We start from the raw sequence: 20,861 nt of genomic DNA, 5'->3' as shown, positions 1-20,861 counted from the left end.
CTTCTCCTCCGGCCGGATCAACTACCGGTCGCTGCAGTCAAGTTGGGCCATTCGCACCGGAACCAGAGGAGTGTCCGTGCTTCGCTCTTCCCGCTCCGCCCGCCCCACCGGTACCACCAGACCAGGAGCCGGCCGCCGACTGCCCGTCCTGGCAGCGCTGGCCGCCGCGACCGCCCTGGTCGCCGGCGTCACCGCGCCCGCCTACGCGGCCGGCCCCGCACCTCTCGTCCCCTCCACCGCCGCCTCCGCCGCCCCGGTCGTCGAGGGCCGTCCGGCCTTCCACCCCGACCGCGACTTCGCCGGATCCACCGTCGTCGCCCACGAGGGCCGCCCCGGCGGGACGCCCGCCGCCTCCCTCGCCGTCACCCAGACCGCCGGAATGGACGTCGCCAGCTACCAGGGCAACGTCGCCTGGTCCACCGCGGCGGCCAACGGCGCCCGGTTCGCCTACGTCAAGGCCACCGAGGGCACCAGCTACACCAACCCGTACTTCGCCCAGCAGTACAACGGCTCCTACCACGCCGGCCTGATCCGCGGCGCCTACCACTTCGCGCTGCCGAACAACTCCTCCGGCTCCGCCCAGGCCAACTGGTTCGTCGACCACGGCGGCGGCTGGTCCGCCGACGGCGCGACCCTGCCGCCCGCGCTCGACATCGAGTACAACCCGTACGGCGCCAGCTGCTACGGCCTCAGCCAGAGCGCCATGGTCAGCTGGATCAGCGCCTTCAGCAACACCGTCCGCAGCCGCACCGGCCGCTACCCGACGATCTACACCACGACCAACTGGTGGTCCACCTGCACCGGCAACTACGGCGGATTCGGCGCCACCAACCCGCTGTGGATCGCCCGTTACTCCTCCACCGTCGGCACCCTGCCGAACGGCTGGAGCTACCAGACCTTCTGGCAGTACTCCGACGCCGGCACCTTCCCCGGTGACCAGGACCTGTTCAACGGCGCCGCCGACCGGCTGAGCGCGCTCGCCCTGGGCTGACCCGACGGAGCGGCCGCCGCACCCCCGACAGGACGCGGCGGCCGCTCCTCGACCCGGAGCACGGCTCAGCGCGGGTCGATCAGCTCCGGCGCGTACACCGTGCCCAGCGGCTCCGGGCCCACGTACTGCTGGCAGTTGCACCGCCCGGCCTCGTAGCGCACCGGGCGGCGGTCGGCGTCCCAGGCGGTGGGCGTCTCGACCACCTCGTGGCAGCGGCCCTGCTTGTCGTGCTTGGCCAGGTGGTGGGTGCAGCCGCAGACCGGCTCGGGCGGCCGGTTGGCCGCGTCCAGGGCCAGGCGCTGCTGGTGCTGGGCGTTGAGCAGTTCGAGCCTGCGCTCGTGCCGCTCCTTCACGTCCCGGCGCACCCGGTTGGCGATCGCCCCGCCTCCGTAGAGCGCGGCGGGCACCAGCCACCACATGTTCCACAACGAGTCCACCGACGACCCCCACCCATCCCGTTGTCCCTGGTGCAGATCATACGACCGACCAGCGAAGACGGTGGACCGGGAACGCCCGGCCCCCGGCGGCTCACCGGATGACCGGCAGCACCGGTTCCGAACTGCGCCCCGCCGCGGCCTCGATGAAGGCCACCGGGTCCGCCGCCTCGGCCAGCAGTCCGCGGGTGAAGTGCAGGGCCTCCTCGGCCGGTGCCGGTCCGCCGACGGCGTCGATCAGGTCGAGCAGGTGGACGGTGGCCTCCATCAGCGCCACCTCGCCGAGCGCCCCCACCGTCACCTTCCCGAGCAGCGGGTGCGCCACCACGGTGTCGGGCGGGAGGTCCGCGATCCCGGCCAGGGCGGCCGGGCCCTCGCTGCCGAACCGGGCGACCAGCGCGGCCGGTTCGGTCTCCCTGGCGGCCTCCTTGGCCATCTCGGCGATCTGCCCGGCGGCGGTGTGGGCGAGCCCGCCCGGCTGGTTGAACGTCCGCAGGATCTCCGCCCCGCCGGTCAGCCCCGCCGGACCATCGACCACCGCCTCGCGCAGCCCTGCGAACTGCTCCGGCGCCGGCGCCACATGGGCGTAGAGGTCCCGGACGGTCCACTCGGACAGCCGGGTGGGCCGGTCCCAGTCCTCCGGCCCCAGGGCCGCGCCGCGCTCCGCCCAGGACGCCCAGGCATCGGCCAACAGCTCGCTGACGCGCTCGTTCTGACTGTTCATCGGGACCTCCTCGAACCATTGCTCACCGGAACGCCCCACGCTACCCGCCCTCACCGACAAAACCACTTGCGCCCCCGTGGCCGCGGTCGCCACCATCGGCCCATGACCAGCATCCCCGCCCGCCCGCTGCCCGTGACCGCCGCCCGCCCGGCCTCCGTCCAGCAGCAGCCCGGCCGCACCCGGAGGCCCGACCACGCACGCGCGTGACGGCCGCACTGGTCGCCGGGCTGCTCGCCGGATACGGCGTCGCCGTACCCGTGGGAGCCGTCGGCGCCTACCTGGTGGCCCTCACCGCCCGGACCTCGCTGCGCACCGGGGCCTGCGCCGCCCTCGGGGTGGCCACCGCGGACGGCCTGTACGCGCTGCTCGCGGTCCTCGGCGGCACCGGCCTCGCGCCGCTGCTGCAGCCGTTCGCCGGCCCGCTGCGGACCGGCTCGGCACTGGTGCTGCTCGCCCTGGCCGTCCGCACCGCCGCCACCGCCCTGCGCGGCCGCCGGTCCACCGCCGTCGCGGCTCCCGCGGCCCCGCCCGGACCGGCCCGGGCCTTCCTCACCCTGCTCGGGATCACCCTGCTCAACCCGCTCACCGTGCTCTACTTCGCCGCGCTCGTGATGGCCGGCCGCGGCCAGGGTGGCGACGCCCCGGGCCCCCTCGCCCGGACCGTGTTCACCGCCGCCGTCTTCGCCGCCTCCGCCAGTTGGCAGCTGCTGCTCGCCTCCGGCGGCGCCCTGCTGGGCCGGGCCCTGACCGGCGCGCGCGGCCGGCTGCTGACCGCCCTCGGCTCGGCCGCCCTGGTGGGATGGCTGTCCGTCCGGCTGCTGCTCGGCTGAACCGGACCGCCGTCCACCGCCGCCGACCCGGTACCGGCCCGCCGATCAGCTACAGAAAACAGGCCTTTCGGCGCTGTACGCCTCCGAGGCACACGTACTTCGTATACGCGTCTGCCCACGCCGCGGGGGGCTGGTCAAGGGTGTGGCGAAAGGGCCGGACGTCAGGCCCCGGCGCCCAGCATCCGCAGCACCAACTCGCCGTAGCGGCGGCCGAGTTCCTCCGGCGTCCCGGAGGAGCGCTCGGTGTACCAGCGGGAGACGTCGATGCCCAGCGAGGTGACCGCGCGGGCCGCCGTGCGCACCTCGGCGACCTCGAACTCCCCGGCCGCCACGCCGGCCTCGATCAGCGCGCTGACCTCGCGCTCGATGTCCAGGCGCAGCGCGGCGACGACGGCGTAGGCGTCCTCGGGCAGCGCGTGCAGCTCGTAGTTGACCACCCGGCCGACGGTGCGGGCCCGGGCGTGCCAGGCGGTGAACTGCTCGACCAGCCGCCGCATCCGCTCCGCCGGGCCGCCGTCCCCGGCCGCCGCCTCCCGCACCAGGGCCAGGGTGGCGGTGTGCCCGGCCTGGCTGATCTCGGCGAGCAGGGCGGCCTTGGACTGGTAGTGGATGTACAGCGCGGCGGGGCTCATCCCGGCCGCGGTGGCGATGTCCCGGGTGGTGGTGGCGTGGAAGCCGCGCTCCGCGAACGACTCGACGGCCGCCTGGAGCAGCCGGTACGCCGCCTCCGGGCGGGTGTCGGCGCCGGGCAGGGTCGGCCAGAGGTCGGCGATCGGCGTGCTGGTCATGGCGCCATCCTCCCAGAGGATCCGTACGGGCTTTCCCGTCGGGCGTCCGTCGCGGTCCGGCGGACTGTTGACAGGCTGCCGCACCGACACCATGCTGAGCAAGCGCTTAGTCAGCGATTCGAACCACAACCCTCGCGGGAAAGGCAGGATCCTCCGTGGTGCACTCCTTCAAGGGCCGGGTGGCCGTCGTGACCGGTTCCAGCCGCGGCATCGGCCTCGGCATCGCGCGCGAACTGGTCGAGCGCGGCGCCAAGGTCTGCCTCACCGCCCGCAACCCCGAGCCGCTCGCCGAGGCCGTCCGCGACCTCGGCGGCCCGGAGAACGCGATCGCGGTCGCGGGCAAGGCCGACGACCCGGCCCACCAGGAGGAGGCCGTCGCCCGCACCCTGGAGGCCTTCGGCCGGCTCGACCACCTGGTCAACAACACCGGCATCAACCCGGTGTACGGGCCGGTGCTGGACACCGACGAGGCCGCTGCCGCCAAGATCCTGGCCGTCAACGTGCTCGGCCCGCTGGCCTGGACCCGCCGGGCGCACGCCGCCTGGATGGGCGAGCACGGCGGCTCGGTCGTCAACGTCGCCTCGATCGCCGGCATCCGCGCCTCGCTCGGGATCGGCATGTACGGCGTCAGCAAGGCCGCGCTGATCCGGCTCACCACCGAACTCGGCGCCGAGCTGGGCCCTCAGGGCATCCGGGTCAACGCCGTCGCCCCCGCGGTGGTGAAGACCAAGTTCGCCGAGGCGCTGTACGAGGGCCGCGAGGAGAAGGTCGCCAAGTCCTACCCGCTGGGCCGGCTCGGCGTCCCCGAGGACATCGCCGGCGCGGTCGCCTTCCTGCTCTCCCCCGAGGCGGGCTGGATCACCGGCCAGACCCTGGTGGTGGACGGCGGGGTCACCCTCGGCGGTGGGCTGTGACGGAGGCCGTGCCCGACTTCGACGGCCAGGGCGTGGTGGTGACCGGCGCCGGCCGGGGCATCGGCGCCGCGCTGGCCCGGGCCTTCGCCGCGGCCGGCGCCCGGGTGGTGGTCAACGACCTGGATGCCGAGGCCGCCCACGCCGTCGCGAAGGACTGCGGCGGCGCCGCCCTGCCCGGGGACGCCGCCTCCGCCGCCGGTCTGGCCACCCTGGTCGGCCGGGCCCGTGCGGAGCTCGGCGAGATCGACGTGTGGTGCGCCAACGCGGGCGTCGCCCCGGTCGGCGGCGCCGACGCGCCCGCCACGGCCTGGGCGAGCGCCTGGGAGGTCAATGTGATGGCCCACGTCCGGGCCGCCGAACTGCTGCTGCCCGGCTGGCTGGAACGCGGCAACGGCCGCTTCCTGGCCACCGTCTCCGCGGCCGGACTGCTCACCATGCTGGGCTCGGCGCCGTACGCCGTCAGCAAGCACGGCGCGCTCGCCTTCGCCGAGTGGCTCTCCGCCACCTACCGCCACCGGGGCGTCAAGGTGCACGCGCTCTGCCCGCAGGGCGTGCGCACCGACATGCTGGCCGCCACCGGCGCGGTCGGCGAGGCGCTGCTCGCGCCGACCGCGCTGGAGCCGGAGGACGTCGCCGGGGCGGCGCTGGACGGGCTGCGCGAGGAGCGCTTCCTGATCCTGCCGCACCCCGAGACCGCCGAGTACTACCGAGTCCGGGCCACCGACCCGGACCGCTGGATCGCCGGGATGAACCGGCTCCAGCAGGAACTGGAGAGGAGCGAGGCGCTGTGAGGGCCTGGCAGGTGGGTGAGCTCGGCGAGCCGGCGGCGGTGATGCGGCTGGCCGACGACGTGGCGCGGCCGGTGCCCGGCCCGGGGCAGCTGCTGGTCCGGGTCAGGGCCGCGGCGGTGAACTTCCCGGACGCGCTGATGGTGCGCGGGCAGTACCAGGTCCGTCCGCCGCTCCCGTTCACCCCCGGCGTGGAGCTGTGCGGCGAGGTCGCCGACGGCGCCCGGCGGGGCGAGCGGCTGATCGGCAACCCGGTGCTGCCGCACGGCGCCTTCGCCGAGTACGCGCTGCTGGACGCCGCGGCCGCGTTCCCGGCGCCCGGGGCGCTGGACGACGCCGAGGCGGCGGCGCTGCACATCGGCTACCAGACCGCCTGGTTCGCCCTGCACCGCCGGGCCCGGCTGCGGGCCGGGGAGACCCTGCTGGTGCACGCGGCGGCCGGCGGGGTCGGCAGCGCGGCCGTCCAGCTCGGCCGGGCCGCCGGGGCCCGGGTGGTCGCCGTGGTCGGCGGCACGGCCAAGGCGGAGGCGGCCCGGGCGCTCGGCGCCGACCTGGTGGTCGACCGGACGGCCGGGGACTTCGTCGCCGCCGTCAAGGAGTTCACCGGCGGGCGCGGCGCGGACGTGGTCTTCGACCCGGTCGGCGGTGACGCCTACACCGGCTCCACCAAGTGCGTCGCCTTCGAGGGCCGGATCGTGGTGGTGGGCTTCGCCGCCGGGCAGATCCCGGCGCCGGCGCTCAACCACGCCCTGGTGAAGAACTACGCGATCCTCGGCCTGCACTGGGGCCTCTACAACACCCATGACCCGCGCGCCGTCCGGACCGCCCACGACGAGCTGAGCAAGCTCGCCGAGCAGGGCGTGGTCCGGCCCCTGGTGAGCGCCCGGGTGCCGCTCGCCGGGGCCGCCGAGGCCGTCCAACTGGTCGCCGACGGGCGCAGCACCGGCCGGATCGCGGTGCTGGGGGACTGACGCCGGTTCGGCGACGACGTCCGGCACCGGGCGGGGCGGCCGGGCCGGGGCCGCGAGGTCGCCGGGCCCGCCCGGCCCGGCCGGTTCAGGCCACGGCCTCACCCGGATGGCTCACGGGGCCTCCTTGCCGCGCACGGGCGCGCGCCGCTTCCATGGCCCCATGGGCCGACGAGACCTCGTTCTGCTGACCGACCACAGCTCGACCGAAGGCACCCGGGAGGCGATGGCGACCGCCGCCCGGCGGCTGACCGGCCGCGATCCCGTCATGCTGGACGCCCGGCACTTCATGACGGACGGCGTTCCCGACGCCGGCCCCACCGGCCGGATCGAGGCGGTGGGCGACGGGAGCGTCCGGCTGGGGGCCGAGGGGTGCGTCGTGACCACGGACGCGGTGGTCGTCTACGAGATCCCGCCGCACCGGCGCCCCGCCTTCGCCCACTGCCAGCGGCTGCTGCGCGCGTCCGGCGTCCGTTCGCTCGGCACCGACGTCGAGGCCTGGCGCGCGGCGACCGAGAAGGACCGCACGGTCGAGCGCTTCACCCGTGACGGCGTGCCGCACATGCCGACGATCACGCTCTCCCGGCCGACACCGGAGGCCGCCGCCGAGGCCTTCGAACGACTCGGCGGCGACGTCTGGGCCCGGCCGTGCGTCGGCATGGGCGGCGACGACGTCTTCCACGTCACCACTCACGCCCAACTGGCCGCCGCCGCACGGCACTACGCGGCGCTCGATGCCGACTGGCTGATCGCCCGGGACGCCCGGAACTTCACCGCCGACGGGCGGCGCCACCAGTACCGGGTGGTCGTCCTCGGCGGCCGGGCCGTCCGCGCGGTGGAGCACGTCCAGCCGGACCCGGACGCGCCCTGCAACGAGTGCCAGGGCGCCTCCTCGACCGTCCTGGAGATCGACGAACTCCCGCCGGGACTGGCGGAGTTGGCGATCCTCGCGACCAAGTCCCTGGGCCTCCCGCTGGCCGGCGTCGACCTCGCCGCCGAGAACGGCGGCGTGGTCTTCGAGGTCAACGTCCACCCGGCCTTCGGCCGCCCGCTGGGGGTGGACCAGATCGCCGTCCCCTACGTCGCGGCCCACCTGCACTCCTGAGACAGCCGACAGGCGCAGGCCGGATTCACTCGCCGCCCGCCGAACGTGGGATCGCCCGGGCGGGAAGTCCCGGACGGCATTGCAGGGTGCGGCCCATCTCCGCCGTGCCCGGGGCCCGCAGCAGCGAGCGGCCCCGGGCACGGCGCTGTCGTGCGCGAAGGGCTACCGGGACTAATCGCAGTGCAACCGGGCTTCAGCCCGGTGGTGAAGCGATTCCGAGCCCTGCTCTGACCTGTGCAGTGGGCACCCTCCCGCGCTGTCGAGGACTCCCAGGTGGGGATCGACCTCGGGCTGACGCACTTCGCGATCCTGTCCGACGGCCGGAAGATCGACAGTCCGCGCTTCCTGCGCCGGGCCGAGAAGTGCCTCAACCGACCGTGGTAGGACTCCCCGGCCTTTAGGCCGGGGAGCGGAGGTCAACGCTCGTACGTCATCTCCGGGAAGCGCGCCGAGGGGCCGTCCAGCAAGTGGTCGTCGTGGCCGCGCAGCCAGCGGTCGAAGAAGGACGCCACGTAGGAGCGGGTGGCGAGTTCGGCGCGGTCGGGGCGGACGGTGCCGACCTCCGGGGCCGGCCCGTCCGGGCCGATCGCACCCTGGCGGGCGAGTTGGGGCAGCAGGGACTGCGCGTCGGTGTAGGAGCCGTGCCGGGAGCCGTCCAGGGTGACGTCGGCGTGCCAGCCGGTGCTGTGCTGCCACAGGGCGTCCCAGCCGGGCTGCCGGTGGTAGCTGCCGGAGTCCGGGCTCCCGGTGCCCATGAGCAGGAACGGGCGGTCCAGGCCGTCCTGGGCGACGCTCGGCAGGAAGACGCCGGTCCGCCCGTCCGGGCCGGGGAAGTGCAGCTGGCCGTCCATGTTGATCCCGGCCGCGATCCGCGGGTCGTCGTGCATGGCCTGCAGGGCGGTGAAGCCGCCCGCCGAGTGGCCGACCATGCCGACCCGGTCCAGGTCCAGCGAGGCGGCGAGGCCGGCCGGCAGGCCCTGAACGCGGCGCAGCACGGCGAGTTCGTCCAGCACGAATCGGGTGTCGTCCACCCGGGTGGACATGGACTTGCGCAGCACGGCGCCGATGTCCAGGCCGGGCCGTCCCAGCATGGCGGGGAACACCGAGGTGGCCAGGTCCCCGCCGGGGAAGGCGACTTCGGAGGCCTCGTAGGTGTGGTCGACGGTGACGACGACGTAGCCGCGCGAGGCGAGGTCCTCCACCAGGGCCGTGCCCCAGCTGCGCGGGTCGCCGAGCCCGGGCGAGTAGAGCACCACCGGGCGGGGTCCGCCGGGGCGGGCCGGGGCGTCCTGCCGGGCGTGGGTGAGGATGCCCGACCAGTCCGTGCTGCCGGGCTGCACACCGTAGTTGAACTTCGCGGCGCCGGTGTCGCTGCCGAAGTGCTCTCCGGCGGCGGGCGCCATGTAGCGGGCCCGCTCCTGCCCGCTGGCCGGGCGGGCGGTCGGGTACCAGAAGCTGATCATCAGCTCGCGCTTGCGCCCGGGCTGCCAGGGGTCCTCCCGCCCGGTGTCGGTCAGGTGCAGCGAGGTGGTCCCGATCGGGTACGGCCCGGTCGGCCGCGGCAGCCACGCCGTGGCCTGCCGCCCGCCGCCGTCCGCCGGCGCCGCCACCGCCCCGGGCGCACCCGCCACCCCGAGCGCCGCCGACGCCACCAGCAGTACCGCCGCCACGGCCCGTCCCCGCCTGCCCATCTCGCCGCCTCCTGGTCGTGTTCCGTTGACGAAGGAGACGCTACGGGCGGGGCGGCCCGGATCCGTCATACCGGGGAGCCAAGTCCCCCTGAGTACTTCGGTATGACACCGTACGGGGCCCTCGGCTCACTTCCCGGCGCGGTACCGGTCACGGCCCGGGGAAGTCCTCGTCCGTCCGTGGCCTCCCCCCGGTCGTTCGGCCCGGGCCGCGCGCCGTCGCGCCCGAAGGCGCTCCCGGCCGGGTTCAGTGGCGTCCGAGGTGGTCGGCGAGGGCCTCGACGGTGCGGCGGCGCATGGTGTACATCGAGACCGCGGAGCCGTCCGCGAAGCACAGCCGGAACCTCGCCATGGCCTGGAGCCGCGGGCGCCGCTCCACCCGCGCCACCAGTTGCCGCGGGACGTGCCACAGCAGCCGGCCGCCCTTGCGGATGTCCGGCCCGACGGTGACGAAGGCGGTCCGGCGGTCGGTGACCACCAGCAGCTTGGTCACCGCCACGCCCTCCACGCGCGGGAAGCTGCGCGCGAGGCTGCCCGGCTCCCCCGTCACGGCGCCCATCCGCGCCAGGGCGTTGCCGATCGCCGCCCCGGCGCCGTCCCCGATCCCCTCGGCCCCGGCCGCCGGGACGACCTTCGCGACGTCCATGAGTTGCTCGCCCGGTTCCAACAGCGGTTGGAGGGCCTGGCGGTAACGGTTCAGCAGGGTCTCGGTCATCCCGTCAGGCTACCGCCGGGAGACGTCCACCCCGAACCGGTCGCGATCAGCGGTAGCGCTTGAGCTCCCGGCGGGCCAGCGAGCGCTTGTGGACCTCGTCCGGCCCGTCGGCGAGGCGCAGGGTGCGGTTGCCTGCCCAGAGCTGGGCCAGCGGGGTGTCCTGGCTGACGCCCGCGGCGCCGTGGGCCTGGACGGCCTTGTCGAGGATCCACTCGACGGTGCGCGGGGTGGCGATCTTGATGGCCTGGATCTCGGTGTGGGCGCCGCGGTTGCCGACGGTGTCCATGAGCCAGGCGGTCTTGAGCACGAGCAGTCGCAACTGCTCGATGCGGACCCGGGATTCGGCGATCCAGTCCTGGACCACGCCCTGCTCGGCCAGCGGACGGCCGAAGGCCACGCGCTCGTTCGCCCGGCGGCACATCAGCTCCAGGGCGCGTTCGGCGAGGCCGATGGCCCGCATGCAGTGGTGGATCCGGCCGGGCCCGAGCCGGGCCTGGGCGATGGCGAAGCCGGTGCCCTCCTCGCCGATCAGGTTCTCGGCAGGGACGCGCACGTCGTCGAACAGCACCTCGGCGTGGCCGCCGTGGTCGGCGTCGTCGTAGCCGAAGACGGTCATGCCGCGCTTGACGGTGACGCCCGGGGTGTCGCGCGGGACGATCACCATGCTCTGCTGGCGGTGCGGGTCGGCGTCCGGGTCGGTCTTGCCCATCACGATGAACAGCTTGCAGTCCGGGTTCATCGCGCCGGTGATGTACCACTTGCGGCCGTTGATCACGTACTCGGCGCCGTCGCGCTCGATCCGGGTGGCGATGTTGGTGGCGTCGGAGGAGGCGACCTCGGGCTCGGTCATCGCGAACGCGGAGCGGATCTCGGCGTCGAGGAGGGGTCGCAGCCAGCGTTCCTTCTGCTCGGCGCTGCCGAACTGGGCGAGCAGCTCCATGTTGCCGGTGTCGGGGGCGGCGCAGTTGAGCGCGGGCGGGGCCAGCTGGATGCTGCGGCCGGTGATCTCGGCGAGCGGGGCGTACTGGAGGTTGGTGAGGCCGGCGCCGTGCTCGCCCGGGATGAAGAGGTTCCACAGGCCCTGCTTGCGGGCCTCCGCCTGGAGGTCGGCGACCACGGGCGGGACGGCCCAGGGCTCGCGGGCGGGGTCGGCCAGCTGGGCGGCCAGGACCGGCTCGGCGGGGTGGACGTGCTGGTCCATGAACGCGAGCAGCTGCTCGCGGAGCTCTTCGGTGCGGGCGTCGTAGGCGAAGTCCATCAGTTCTCCTTGAGGGTGCCGAGGCCGTGCCGGGCGAGGATCGGGGCCATCTCGCCGGCGCGCTCGAAACCGGTACCCAGGGTGCGGCCCTGCTGGAAGCGGTAGTGGATGCCCTCGGCGACAGCGGCGAGCTTGAAGGAGGCGAAGGCCACGTACCAGTCGAGGTCGGCGGCCTGGCGGCCGGTCAGCTCGGCGTAGTACGAGACGATCTCGTCGGGCTTGGGGAAGCCGGGGGCGGTCATGGCGGAGGGGATGATGCCGCCGCCGACGCCGGCCAGCTCGGTGTACATCACGAGGAGGCCGATGTCGGTGAGCGGGTCGCCGAGCGTGGACATCTCCCAGTCGAGGACGGCGGTGATCGTGTCGGAGTCGTCGACCAGGACGTTGTCGAGGCGGTAGTCGCCGTGGACCAGGGCCGGGGCGGGGGAGGTCGGGAGGCGGTCGGCGAGGAGGGCGTGCAGCCGGTCGAGGTCGGGGAGGTCGCGGCTGCGGGAGGCGGCGAGCTGCTTGGCCCAGCGGCTCAGCTGGCGTTCCAGGTAGCCGTCCGGGTGACCGAAGTCGGCGAGGCCCACGGTGGCCGGGTCGATCCTGTGCAGGGCGGCGAGGGTCTCGACCAGGCGGCGGCCGAGAGCGGCGACCCGCTGTTCGCCGAGGGCGGCCAGGGTCTTCCGGGAGCGGTGCGCGACGCCCGGGACGTGCTCCATGAGGTACCAGGGGGCGCCGAGCACCTCGGTCCCGTGGTCGATCAGCAGCGTGTTCGGGACGGGGACGTCGGTGTCCCGGAGGGCGGACATCACGCGGTACTCGCGGCCCATGTCGTGCGCGGTCGCGAGGACGTGCCCGAGCGGCGGCCGGCGCAGGACCCAGCGGCGGGAGTCGTCGCTGAGGACGTAGGTGAGGTTGGACCGGCCCCCCTCGATGAGCGAGGCCCGAAGCGGCCCCTGGACGGCCCCGGGCAGCTCCCGGTCCAGATGGGAGCGGAGGCGGGCCAGATCCAGGCCGGGCGGGTCGGCGGAAGTCTCGGACATCGGGCGGCTCCTGGGCGGTGGCGGGTCGGTCGATGACTAAGCGCTTGCTTAGCATTCAGCCGGAGGAGGCCCCCTGTCAATGCCGCGAGCCCCCGGACCGGCCAGTCCGGGGGCTCGCGGGATGGGCACGTGAGGCTAGATTTCGCCGAACTCGCCAGAGACGGTCGCGACGACGAAGGACTTCCACGCCTCGACCGGGAAGACCAGTGCCGGGCCCTCAGGGTCCTTCGAGTCGCGGACGGGAACGACGCCAGGGAAGTCGGCCGCGACCTCCACGCAGGAACCGCCGTTGCCGGAGTACGACGACTTGAACCAGGAAGCGCGGGACAGGTCTAGGCGGATCATGGGTCAAAGTTCCTCTCGGGCCTTGCGAATCAGGTCAAGGGATGCGGCTCGGGTCAGCGCTTCCACCTGCAACCGATCGTAGGCCTTTTCCCACACCCTGACAGTCCTGTCTTCCCGCACGACAAAGCCGTGGTCCGCCGTTTCGGTGTAGCCGACCACAGAGCGGTCGGCAAACGTCAACAACGTGACGAAGGAGCGGAATGGGGCGTGTTCAGCCAGGCTGAAGGGGGCCACCTGGAAGATCACATGGGGCCTGGTCGCCATCTCGGCCAAGTGGTCAAGCTGCGCGCGCATGATCGCATTCCCACCCACCGGCCTCCGGAGGGCACTCTCGTCTATCACCGCATGCACCACGGGCGGTTGAGCGCGCTTGAGGAGTCGCTGTCGCGTCACGAGGAACCTCACTCGCTCCTCGGCTTGGTCGCGCGTACTGCTTCCTCGCTGCACCGCGCCAGCCTCGATCGCTGAGGCATAGGCCTTGGTCTGGAACAGCCCGGGAATGAGGTTTGGCTCGAAGATCCTGATCTCGGCCGCACGGGCCTCCTGCGCAGCATGCTCGGGGAAGCCCTCCAGAAAGCCCTTCCTCCGCATGCCGACCCACATCAACTCCAGCGTCTGACCCGTCCCAAGCGCCTTGTCGACCGCCCTGACGAAGTCTCGGCTGGTGGATTTGCGGCCGGTTTCCACCGCCGAGATGTAGCTGTCCGAGTACCCGCTAGCCGCGGCCAGGTCCTGCTGAGTCCAGCCCAGCACCTCGCGCGAGCTGCGAAGCAGCGCGCCGAAGGACTCGCGCGGGGATGCCGTTGGGTCAAGCTCTCTGCGGTTCACCGCTCACCCCCGATTCCACTTGAGACGCAGGCAAGTTGAACGATTGCCGAGCCTAGCGGACAGTAAGCACTCCCGGTAGTCCAACAACTACGGAGAGAAGCAGTCATGTCCTGCCCCCAGCTCCCGCAGACCAGCCGAGTCGAGGTCGTGGTCTACCTTGCCAAGCGCAACTCCGCCTTCCCCGAGCGCGAGTTGCGCATGTGCGAGTCCTACGCCGCCACCTTCAACTGGGACATCTCCCTCATCGTCGTCGACGACGAGACCGACGCGAAGGGACCCGAGCACCGCCCCATGCTCCAGGCCGCCCTTCAGCGCCTCCTCGACCGTCGGGCCGGCGCGATCCTGGTCCCCACCAAGGCGACCATCTCCCCCATCGACGGCGAGTTCAACGAGTTCGCCGAACGCGTCGAGAAGGCATCCGGCTTCATCCAGATCGCGACCCGGCGATGAGCGACCGCTACGCCATCGTCCCCGCCAACCCCCCGTCCGGCGCCTCCTACCAGGTCTGGGTCGTCCGCGACCGCACGACGACCCACCTCGTCAAGGCCCTCCCCCCGGCCGGCGAACCGCTCCGCTTCTACTCCTACGCCCAGGCCCACGCCTGGACCCGCGCCAACTCCCGCACCTCTCCCAGCCCCTACGAGATCCGCCTGATCCCCTCCAACAGCCCTCACTTCCTCCAACTGGACAGCTGGGGCCTCTGGGACTCGGCGAACCACAGCTACCTCCGCGCCCCCGGCTCCCCCTCCCGCATCAGGCGTTTCTACACCCGCGCCGCCGCCGAGGACTTCCGACGAACCCTCGGCGGTCAGGCGCCCTGACCACGGAGGCCGGTGTCCAGGGCCCCCTGGCACCGCAACGATGCCTTCCGAGAAGGACGTTGCACCCCGAAGTCCCCTACCATCCCCCCAATGGAACCCCTCAGATTCGCGCTCAGCCGCGCCCAGCGCCGCCGCACCGAGATACCCGCCGCGATCCTGACCGTCCTACTCTGCGTCCTGCCCTGGCTGGCCGACTGGCGGCTCGGCGCGTTCCTCTCCGCGATCTGGCTGCCCGCGCTCCTGTGCAGCGTGCCGCAGGACCTCTACGGCTCGACCGAGCTGACCCCGCACGGGATGTGCCTCCGCACCCCCTGGCGCCGCCGCGTCCTGCCCTGGTCCGAGGTCACCGACGTCACGCTGCGCGAGAGCGACGGCAAGGGCGGGCCGCGCAGGCACGTTCTGGCACACCGCGCCGCAGGCCGTCCGATCGTCCTGCCCGGCCTGCGCGCCTACCGACGCGAGGAGGTCGAATGGCAGGACGTCCGGACCCGCTTCCACACGATCGTCGACTACCGCCGCCGGCACGGCCCCACGACCTGACCTCCACCCTCGGCGCTCCGGTGCCAGGCCCCCTCCGCCGGCGATCCGATGATCAGAAAGAGCCCGATCGGGCGGTTCGCAACGCTTCCGGCTCGTCCGAGTGGCGTGAGGATGCCCGACCCGAAGCGACAGGTAGCCTACGAAGCATCAATCCTCCGCTGAGCGTGGCACGTTTGCTCCCGTGCTGGTACTTCCTGCCCAATGAGCTGTCATGCCCCTGCCCAGCGAACCGACTCCGAGAGGAGATGGACATGACTGCGAAGAACGGTGAGGCGGCCCCCCGGCACGGGCGGCTGACCAACCCTCGCTCTCGCGCCGACATCCACTTCAAGGGCGGCTGGCCGTCCAACGGGCTGGAAGCCGGGAAGTTCTTCCCGGCGACCCAGGTGGGGCTGTCGGACCCGGACGTGCCGACGGACGTCGTGAGCGGCCCCAAGCCGGTGCCGCCGGACGGGAAGATCGCCAGCGGCGGCAGCGAGCCGACCGGTGCGGTGCTCGACGAGGTGCGGGACTGGCAGAAGGTCGACCTCCGGGCGGGCGTCGAGGTGCCCTTCCAGTGGGGCTTCTCGGCGAAGCACCGGACGCGTCGCTACAACTACTTCGTGACCAAGGAGGATTGGGACCCGAGCGCCCCGCTGAGCCGCGCCCAGTTCGAGCGTGAGCCCTTCGCGACCTACAAGCCGTACGGCGACATGCCGTACGACAAGATGCCGGAGGCGCACGACGACCCGCACCTCGACAAGCCGCACCCGGTCAAGCTGCCGAACCGCTCCGGCTACCACGTGATCCTCGGCGTGTGGGAGGTGGCCGACACCGGGCACGCCTTCTACCAGGTGATCGACGTGAACTTCACCCAGTAGTGCCGCAGGGGAGGCTGCCCGCCGCGAGCGGGCAGCCTCCGCGCACCCCGGGGGACTTTCTTCGCGAACCGTGCAACCTTTCCCGCCTCCCGGGACATCGATCAGACGAGCGTTCTGTTTGATCGAACGGTAGGCCAGGAGAAGGGGAATCCGTGCGGGCTGCTCGCGGTGCGGTCGTGCTGTTGGCCGTGGGGGTCGTCGCGTCCCTCACGCTCACCGTGGGGGACTCCTTCTCCGAGGGCAGACCCAACGCCGCCGCCCCCGATCCCACCGCCCCGGAAGCGGACCCGGAACCCGCCGGCACGGCCGCCCCCGCCCCCGCCCCGACGCCGAGCTGGGACGGCAAGGTCCACGTCATCGGCGACGGCTCCACCTCCTACACCGGCCCGCAGCCCAAGCAGCCCAAGCCCGAGAAGCTCAAACCCGGCGAGCAGCCACCGCAGTTCGTCGTCTTCTCCTGGGACGGCGGCCTGGAGGGCGACGACCACCTGTTCTCCCGCTTCCGCAAGCTGGGCGCGGAGAACAACGCGCAGATGACGTACTTCCTGAGCGGCATCTACACCCTCCCCAAGTCCAGGCGCGGCCTCTACCACCCGCCCCAGCACGACCCGGGCGCCGCCTCGATCGACTACGCCACCGACGCCCACATCAAGGACACCCTGGAACAGTTGCGCCTGGCCTGGCTGGACGGCAACGAGATCGGCACCCACTTCAACGGGCACTTCTGCGGGAAGAAGGGGGGTGGCGACTGGAGCACCGACGAATGGAAGAGCGAACTCGACCAGGCCGTCTCCTTCGTCACCAACTGGAAGACCAACACCGGTGACAAGGACCTTCCGCCGCTCCCTTTCGACTACACCAAGGAGCTGGTCGGCGGCCGCGCGCCCTGCCTGGAGGGGCAGAAGAACCTCCTCCCGGCCGAGAAGGCGGCGGGCTTCCGCTACGACGCCAGCTCCCCCGGCGAGTTCCAGGTCTGGCCCAGCCGGAAGGAGGGCATCTGGAACTTCCCGCTCCAGATGCTGCCCTTCCCCGCGAAGGGCTCCCAGGGCCTCTCGATGGACTTCAACTTCCTCGCCGGCCAGTCCGGCAACACCTCCAAGGGCGATCCGAAGAAGTACGCCGAGTGGGAGAAGGAGACCAAGGAGAGCTACCTCGCCGGCTTCGAGCGGGTCTACAACGGCAGCCGGGCCCCGTTGTTCATCGGGAACCACTTCGAGGACTGGAACGGCGGCATCTACATGCAGGCCGTCGAGGACGTGGTGAAGGACGTCTGCCACCGGGACGGCGTGCGCTGCGTCACCTTCCGCCAGGTCGCCGACTGGCTGGACGCCCAGGACCCGAAGGTCCTCGACAAGCTGCGCCAGCTCGACCCCGGCCAGCCGGCCGACTGGTCCCGCCTCGTGAAGTGACGGCGGTACGGCCCGGCGGCGCGCTCCCCCTCAACCGGTGCGCCGCGCCAGGGCCAGCACGCTGAGCCCGAACATCAGCACCCCCAGCGGGAGGTGGACCGCCGGGACGTGCGCGATGCCGAGCACCACCTGCACCGAGGCCAGCACCAGGAACCCGGAGGCCTGCCACACCGGCCGCAGCGGGCCGCCGCCCGGCTTCCACGCCAGCACCGCCGCGAGCACGTGGAGCATCGACGCCCCGTACATCACGCGCGCTCCGGCGCTGTGCAGCGTCTCGCCGTAGGACGTGGTCAGCAGCAGTCCGGCGGAGACCGCCTGGAGAAGGATGGTCAGCGTCTGGAGGGCGATCGCGGTCCGCAGGAGCGGGAAGCCGCGCCGTGCCGTCGTCGCCTGGGTCGTCGCCATGTCACGGTCCTCTTTCCGCCCGGGGGCAGTGGATCGATAGGGTCTCACCAAGCCGACGACGCAGGCCCGCAAAAGGTCAGGCGCGAGGCCAGGGGAAAGGCGGTCCGGGCATGACCACGGCTGGGGCGGAGACCGACGGCGAAGTCGGCGAGCGGCGCCGACTGGTCAACGTGGCCTACCGGTTGCTCGGCTCGCTGACCGAGGCCGAGGACGCCGTCCAGGAGGCCTACGCCCGGTGGTACGCCCTGCCGCCGGGCAAGCGGCGGGAGGTCCTGGCCCCCGGCGCCTGGCTGACCACCGTCACCGGCCGCATCTGCCTGGACCTGCTCGGCTCGGCCCGGGCCCGCCGGGAACGCTACGTCGGCGCCTGGCTGCCGGAGCCGCTGCCCGAACAGCTGCCCGGCGGTTCCCGCACGGAGGACCTCGCCGACCAGGTGGTCCTGGACGAGTCGGTGGCGATGGCCTTCCTGGTCGTGCTGGAGTCGATGACACCCGCCGAACGGGTGGCCCTCGTCCTGCACGACGTCTTCCACTACCCCTTCGCCGAGATCGCCGCCGTCCTCGGCCGCACCCCGGCGGCCTGCAAGCAACTGGCCTCCTCCGCCCGGCGCCGGGCGGGCGCGGCGCCCGCCCCGGTACCGGCGACGGCGCGGGCCGAGACCGTCCGGCGGGTCAGGGAGGCCTGGCAGAGCAAGGACATCGCCGGCCTGGTCGCCGTCCTCGACCCGGCCGCCGTGATGACCGCCGACGGCGGCGGCCTGGTCGGCGCCGCCCTGCGCCCGGTCGAGGGCGGCGCCCGCATCGCCGAGTACATGCTCGCCATCGCCGACCGGGCCCCGGGCCTCGAACTCCTGGAACGCCCGGTCAACGGCGCCCCGGGCCTGGTCGCCCGGCGCGACGGCGTCGTCCTGACGGTGGCCTCCTTCGACATCGCCGACGACGGCCGGGTGGCCCGGATCTGGGTGGTCCGCAACCCGGAGAAGCTCCGCCCCTGGGCGCGGGAGGGCTGATCCGGCGAAGGGCTCAGCCCCTACCGGGCGCGTACGCCCGGGCCACGGCCTCGAAGGCCGCCTTGGGCGTGGTACGCCCGTCCGGCCAGGAGCGGACCAGGCCGTAGCCGACCGTGGTCCGGCCGGGTGGTGGAGCCGTCCACGGTCGGGGTGCCGGTGTCATCGGTGGTGCCCTTGATCTTCACCCCCCTGTTCTACCGGAACTCGCCTACCGGACGGCATCCTTCATGTACGAGGTCCAGATCCGGCCGGGCAGTTCGGAGTCCGGGGTGTCCGGGGCGGCCCCGCCGAGGCCCTCCAGGGAGAGCAGCTTCATGTCCTTGAGGTCCGCCCGGAAGACGGTGACCGCCGTCGACACCTGGCCGTTGTAACCGACGGTCCAGCCGGCCGTACGGTCCGGGGTGGTGCCGGGCTTGGCGGCCAGGCCGGGGCCCGCCTCCGCCAGCGCCTGGGCGCTGCCGCCGCGCACCGCCCCCTTGAGCGCCATGTCCACCTCCGCCGCCACCGACGGGGGCAGCGCCTGGGCGGCGGTCGGCAGCCGCAGGTCGAGCTGCTTGCCGTTGCGGGTGATCCGGAGGACCGAGTACGGGTCGGTGTGGCGGCCGCCGGCCGCGAAGGCGGCGTAGGCGTCGGCGGCCCGGATCGCGCTCGGCTTGGAGTTGCCGACGCCGAAGGCGGGCACCAACTCGCCCATGCTGTCCGGCAGCAGGCCCAGAGCGGCCGCGGTCTGCTGCACCCGGTCCAGGCCGACGTCCATGGCGAGCTGCATCATCGGCCCGTTGACGGACTGCTCGACGGCGCTGCGCAGGCTCACCTGGCCCCAGTTCCGCTTGCCGTCGTTGGCGGTCTTCACGATCTTCCCGTCGCGTCCCCAGTACGGGCCCTCCGGGGTCATCACGTTCACGCCGTTGTCGCCGTCGTAGGTGGTGCCGGGCGTCACCGGGGTCCGGTTGTCGCCGCGCCGGCGCTGCACGCCCTGGCTGAGCCCGGCGGCGTACACCAGCGGGGTGAAGGCCGAACCCATCGGCACCGTCGAGGCGTTGGCGTTGTCGAAGCCCTGTTTCAGGTAGTCGGGGCCGCCGTACAGCGCGACGAGCCGCCCGTCGAGGGCCACCGAGGCTGCGCCGACCTTCAGCAGTTTGTCGGCCTCCCGGCTGCCCGGGTCGATCCCCTTGGTGGCCTCCTGCACGGCCGCGGCCAGCGCGTTGACCTTAGGCTTCTCGAAGGTGGTGAAGATCTGGTGGCCGCCCAGGTCGAACTGGGCGGGCGTGATGTCGCTGTGGCTCTCCACATAGCTCCGGGCCATGTCCACCAGGTACCCGACCTGCCCGCTCAGCCCGGCGGCCTTCGGCTGCGGCCGGGGCTCCGGGAAGACCGTGTACGTGGCTCGCTCGGCGGCGGACAGCTTTCCCGCCTCCACCATCCGGTCCAGGATCCAGGACCACCGCTCCTCGGCCCGCTCGCGGTTGGCCCGGCTCAGCGCCGGATCGTACTGCCCGGCGCCCTTCAACAGGGCGGCCAGGAAGGCGCCCTCGCTCGGGTTCAACTGCGAGACGTCCTTGCCGTAGTACGCCGCGGCGGCCCGCTCGATGCCGTAACTGCCGCGCCCGAACCAGCTGGTGTTCAGGTAGCCGGCCAGGATGTCGCGCTTGCTCATCCGCTGGTCCAGCTTGATCGCGATGACCATCTCGCTGAGCTTGCGGGAGACGTCCTGGCGCTGGTTCAGGTAGATGTTCTTGACGTACTGCTGGGTGATGGTCGAGCCGCCCTGGGTGTCGCCGCCCGAGACCATCTCGTAGACCGCTCGGCTGATGCCCTTGAGGGAGATCCCCGGGTCCGAGTAGAAGGTCTCGTTCTCGGCGGACAGCACGGCCCACTGCACCGGCTCCGGCACCTGGTCGAGCGGCACCTCCTGCCGGTTGGTCTCGCCGATCCGGGCCATCTCGGTGCCGTCCGCCCAGTAGTAGACGTTGTTCTGCTGGGTGGCGAAGGCGTTCAGGTCGTCCGGGACCTCGGTGGTCGCGAAGAACCAGGCCGCCAGCCCCGTCAGCGCCATCGCCGGGATTCCCACCACCACGAGCAGCTGCCGCCAGGACGGGAGCCAGCGTCGGACCCCGCGCCGCCCGCCGCGCGGGTAGTCGATCCACCGCGGCGCCCGCCACCGGCGGCGCCCGGCCTTCCGCTCCTCGACATCCCCGTCCTGGTGTGCACTCACAGGCCGCTCTCCGCTTCGCTCGTCGGACGGACTCCTCCACTGATCAAGACGCCGACAGGCGGGTGGATTGGACGGCCCCAACCGGTGTGATCATGTTCATAGCGGAATGCGGAACCCCCAACGGAACCCCTTCGGGCCGCCCTTGGAAGGCCTTCGGGACGCTTCGGGACCCTTCGGAACGCCTGCCGGGCCCGTAC

24 protein-coding genes and 1 pseudogene are annotated in these 20,861 nt (G+C 72.8%); 13 read left to right on the top strand and 12 right to left on the bottom strand.

Annotation, left to right across the window (positions count from 1 at the left end; all coding sequences use genetic code 11):
• Positions 1-70: 70 nt before the first annotated feature.
• On the top strand, positions 71-991 hold the full coding sequence (locus ACIRVF_RS17635; RefSeq protein ID WP_402817896.1) for a lysozyme: 921 nt from the start codon (positions 71-73) through the stop codon (positions 989-991).
• A gap of 65 nt (positions 992-1,056) precedes the next feature.
• Here the strand turns inward: ACIRVF_RS17635 and ACIRVF_RS17630 are convergent, their stop codons facing one another.
• A complete protein-coding gene (locus ACIRVF_RS17630; protein WP_402818514.1) occupies positions 1,057-1,410 on the bottom strand; it encodes a hypothetical protein in 354 nt (117 codons plus the stop codon).
• Between the two features lie 109 nt (positions 1,411-1,519).
• Positions 1,520-2,149 carry a maleylpyruvate isomerase N-terminal domain-containing protein gene (locus ACIRVF_RS17625; protein WP_402817893.1) on the bottom strand — a complete coding sequence of 210 codons (630 nt, stop codon included), beginning with the start codon at positions 2,147-2,149 and terminating at the stop codon, positions 1,520-1,522.
• Positions 2,150-2,352: 203 nt separating this feature from the next.
• Here ACIRVF_RS17625 and ACIRVF_RS17620 point away from each other — a divergent pair, with 203 nt between their 5' ends.
• The gene (locus ACIRVF_RS17620; protein WP_402817890.1) at positions 2,353-2,979 is read left to right on the top strand and encodes a LysE family transporter; all 627 of its coding nucleotides are present in this window, start codon (positions 2,353-2,355) and stop codon (positions 2,977-2,979) included.
• Between the two features lie 161 nt (positions 2,980-3,140).
• Here the strand turns inward: ACIRVF_RS17620 and ACIRVF_RS17615 are convergent, their stop codons facing one another.
• Positions 3,141-3,767, bottom strand: a complete 627-nt coding sequence (locus ACIRVF_RS17615) for a TetR/AcrR family transcriptional regulator (RefSeq protein WP_402817887.1) — start codon at positions 3,765-3,767, stop codon at positions 3,141-3,143.
• Positions 3,768-3,922: 155 nt separating this feature from the next.
• On the opposite strand from ACIRVF_RS17615, the gene ACIRVF_RS17610 reads away from it, so the two are divergent.
• The 5 genes and pseudogenes from ACIRVF_RS17610 to ACIRVF_RS17590 all read left to right on the top strand — a co-directional run.
• Positions 3,923-4,681 (top strand): SDR family oxidoreductase, encoded by a 759-nt coding sequence (locus ACIRVF_RS17610; RefSeq protein WP_402817884.1) that lies wholly within the window; start codon positions 3,923-3,925, stop codon positions 4,679-4,681.
• Positions 4,678-5,472, top strand: coding sequence for an SDR family NAD(P)-dependent oxidoreductase (locus ACIRVF_RS17605; RefSeq protein WP_402817881.1), 795 nt, complete (start codon positions 4,678-4,680; stop codon positions 5,470-5,472). Before ACIRVF_RS17610 ends, ACIRVF_RS17605 begins: the two co-directional genes overlap by 4 nt.
• Entirely contained in the window at positions 5,469-6,440 is a 972-nt protein-coding gene (locus tag ACIRVF_RS17600) for an NADPH:quinone oxidoreductase family protein (RefSeq protein WP_402817878.1), read from the top strand. Before ACIRVF_RS17605 ends, ACIRVF_RS17600 begins: the two co-directional genes overlap by 4 nt.
• Before the next feature lie 160 nt (positions 6,441-6,600).
• Positions 6,601-7,542: a RimK family alpha-L-glutamate ligase gene (locus ACIRVF_RS17595; RefSeq protein ID WP_402817875.1), complete on the top strand. Its 942-nt coding sequence runs from the start codon at positions 6,601-6,603 to the stop codon at positions 7,540-7,542.
• A 264-nt stretch (positions 7,543-7,806) separates the two neighbouring features.
• Positions 7,807-7,917, top strand: a pseudogene (locus ACIRVF_RS17590) (RNA-guided endonuclease TnpB family protein); the annotation flags it as partial.
• Between the two features lie 41 nt (positions 7,918-7,958).
• Here ACIRVF_RS17590 and ACIRVF_RS17585 read toward each other — a convergent pair.
• The 6 genes from ACIRVF_RS17585 to ACIRVF_RS17560 all read right to left on the bottom strand — a co-directional run bounded on the left by ACIRVF_RS17585 (position 7,959) and on the right by ACIRVF_RS17560 (position 13,404).
• Positions 7,959-9,233 carry an alpha/beta hydrolase family protein gene (locus ACIRVF_RS17585; RefSeq protein WP_402817872.1) on the bottom strand — a complete coding sequence of 425 codons (1,275 nt, stop codon included), beginning with the start codon at positions 9,231-9,233 and terminating at the stop codon, positions 7,959-7,961.
• A 244-nt stretch (positions 9,234-9,477) separates the two neighbouring features.
• Positions 9,478-9,945: a hypothetical protein gene (locus tag ACIRVF_RS17580; protein ID WP_402817869.1), complete on the bottom strand. Its 468-nt coding sequence runs from the start codon at positions 9,943-9,945 to the stop codon at positions 9,478-9,480.
• A 46-nt stretch (positions 9,946-9,991) separates the two neighbouring features.
• Positions 9,992-11,203 (bottom strand): acyl-CoA dehydrogenase family protein, encoded by a 1,212-nt coding sequence (locus ACIRVF_RS17575; protein WP_402817866.1) that lies wholly within the window; start codon positions 11,201-11,203, stop codon positions 9,992-9,994.
• Complete coding sequence (locus ACIRVF_RS17570; RefSeq protein ID WP_402817863.1) at positions 11,203-12,231, bottom strand: phosphotransferase family protein; 1,029 nt, start codon at positions 12,229-12,231, stop codon at positions 11,203-11,205. Before ACIRVF_RS17570 ends, ACIRVF_RS17575 begins: the two co-directional genes overlap by 1 nt.
• 135 nt (positions 12,232-12,366) lie before the next feature.
• Positions 12,367-12,576 carry a DUF397 domain-containing protein gene (locus tag ACIRVF_RS17565; RefSeq protein ID WP_402817860.1) on the bottom strand — a complete coding sequence of 70 codons (210 nt, stop codon included), beginning with the start codon at positions 12,574-12,576 and terminating at the stop codon, positions 12,367-12,369.
• A gap of 3 nt (positions 12,577-12,579) precedes the next feature.
• Positions 12,580-13,404: a Scr1 family TA system antitoxin-like transcriptional regulator gene (locus ACIRVF_RS17560; RefSeq protein ID WP_402817857.1), complete on the bottom strand. Its 825-nt coding sequence runs from the start codon at positions 13,402-13,404 to the stop codon at positions 12,580-12,582.
• Positions 13,405-13,509: 105 nt separating this feature from the next.
• Here ACIRVF_RS17560 and ACIRVF_RS17555 point away from each other — a divergent pair, with 105 nt between their 5' ends.
• The 5 genes from ACIRVF_RS17555 to ACIRVF_RS17535 all read left to right on the top strand — a co-directional run bounded on the left by ACIRVF_RS17555 (position 13,510) and on the right by ACIRVF_RS17535 (position 17,034).
• Positions 13,510-13,854: a hypothetical protein gene (locus tag ACIRVF_RS17555; RefSeq protein ID WP_402817854.1), complete on the top strand. Its 345-nt coding sequence runs from the start codon at positions 13,510-13,512 to the stop codon at positions 13,852-13,854.
• The gene (locus tag ACIRVF_RS17550; RefSeq protein WP_402817852.1) at positions 13,851-14,225 is read left to right on the top strand and encodes a hypothetical protein; all 375 of its coding nucleotides are present in this window, start codon (positions 13,851-13,853) and stop codon (positions 14,223-14,225) included. The genes ACIRVF_RS17555 and ACIRVF_RS17550 overlap by 4 nt, the downstream gene beginning before the upstream one ends.
• Positions 14,226-14,315: 90 nt before the next feature.
• Positions 14,316-14,765, top strand: coding sequence for a hypothetical protein (locus tag ACIRVF_RS17545; RefSeq protein WP_402817849.1), 450 nt, complete (start codon positions 14,316-14,318; stop codon positions 14,763-14,765).
• A 251-nt stretch (positions 14,766-15,016) separates the two neighbouring features.
• On the top strand, positions 15,017-15,625 hold the full coding sequence (locus tag ACIRVF_RS17540) for a lytic polysaccharide monooxygenase auxiliary activity family 9 protein (protein WP_402817846.1): 609 nt from the start codon (positions 15,017-15,019) through the stop codon (positions 15,623-15,625).
• Positions 15,626-15,777: 152 nt separating this feature from the next.
• Positions 15,778-17,034 (top strand): hypothetical protein, encoded by a 1,257-nt coding sequence (locus ACIRVF_RS17535; protein WP_402817843.1) that lies wholly within the window; start codon positions 15,778-15,780, stop codon positions 17,032-17,034.
• A gap of 30 nt (positions 17,035-17,064) precedes the next feature.
• On the opposite strand, the gene ACIRVF_RS17530 is transcribed toward ACIRVF_RS17535, so the two are convergent.
• Entirely contained in the window at positions 17,065-17,439 is a 375-nt protein-coding gene (locus tag ACIRVF_RS17530; RefSeq protein ID WP_402817840.1) for a hypothetical protein, read from the bottom strand.
• Between the two features lie 110 nt (positions 17,440-17,549).
• Here ACIRVF_RS17530 and sigJ point away from each other — a divergent pair, with 110 nt between their 5' ends.
• On the top strand, positions 17,550-18,449 hold the full coding sequence (sigJ, locus tag ACIRVF_RS17525) for an RNA polymerase sigma factor SigJ (protein ID WP_402817837.1): 900 nt from the start codon (positions 17,550-17,552) through the stop codon (positions 18,447-18,449).
• A gap of 13 nt (positions 18,450-18,462) precedes the next feature.
• On the opposite strand, the gene ACIRVF_RS17520 is transcribed toward sigJ, so the two are convergent.
• Both ACIRVF_RS17520 and ACIRVF_RS17515 read right to left on the bottom strand, forming a co-directional pair.
• Positions 18,463-18,612, bottom strand: a complete 150-nt coding sequence (locus tag ACIRVF_RS17520; protein WP_402817834.1) for a hypothetical protein — start codon at positions 18,610-18,612, stop codon at positions 18,463-18,465.
• A gap of 45 nt (positions 18,613-18,657) precedes the next feature.
• Positions 18,658-20,664, bottom strand: coding sequence for a transglycosylase domain-containing protein (locus ACIRVF_RS17515; protein ID WP_402817831.1), 2,007 nt, complete (start codon positions 20,662-20,664; stop codon positions 18,658-18,660).
• Positions 20,665-20,861 lie beyond the last annotated feature (197 nt).

The sequence above is a fragment of the Kitasatospora sp. NPDC101157 genome, from assembly GCF_044768255.1.
Classification (GTDB): Bacteria; Actinomycetota; Actinomycetes; order Streptomycetales; family Streptomycetaceae; genus Kitasatospora.
The sequence above is the reverse complement of the archived record's forward strand: the minus strand, read 5'-3'. Positions and strand labels throughout refer to the sequence as shown.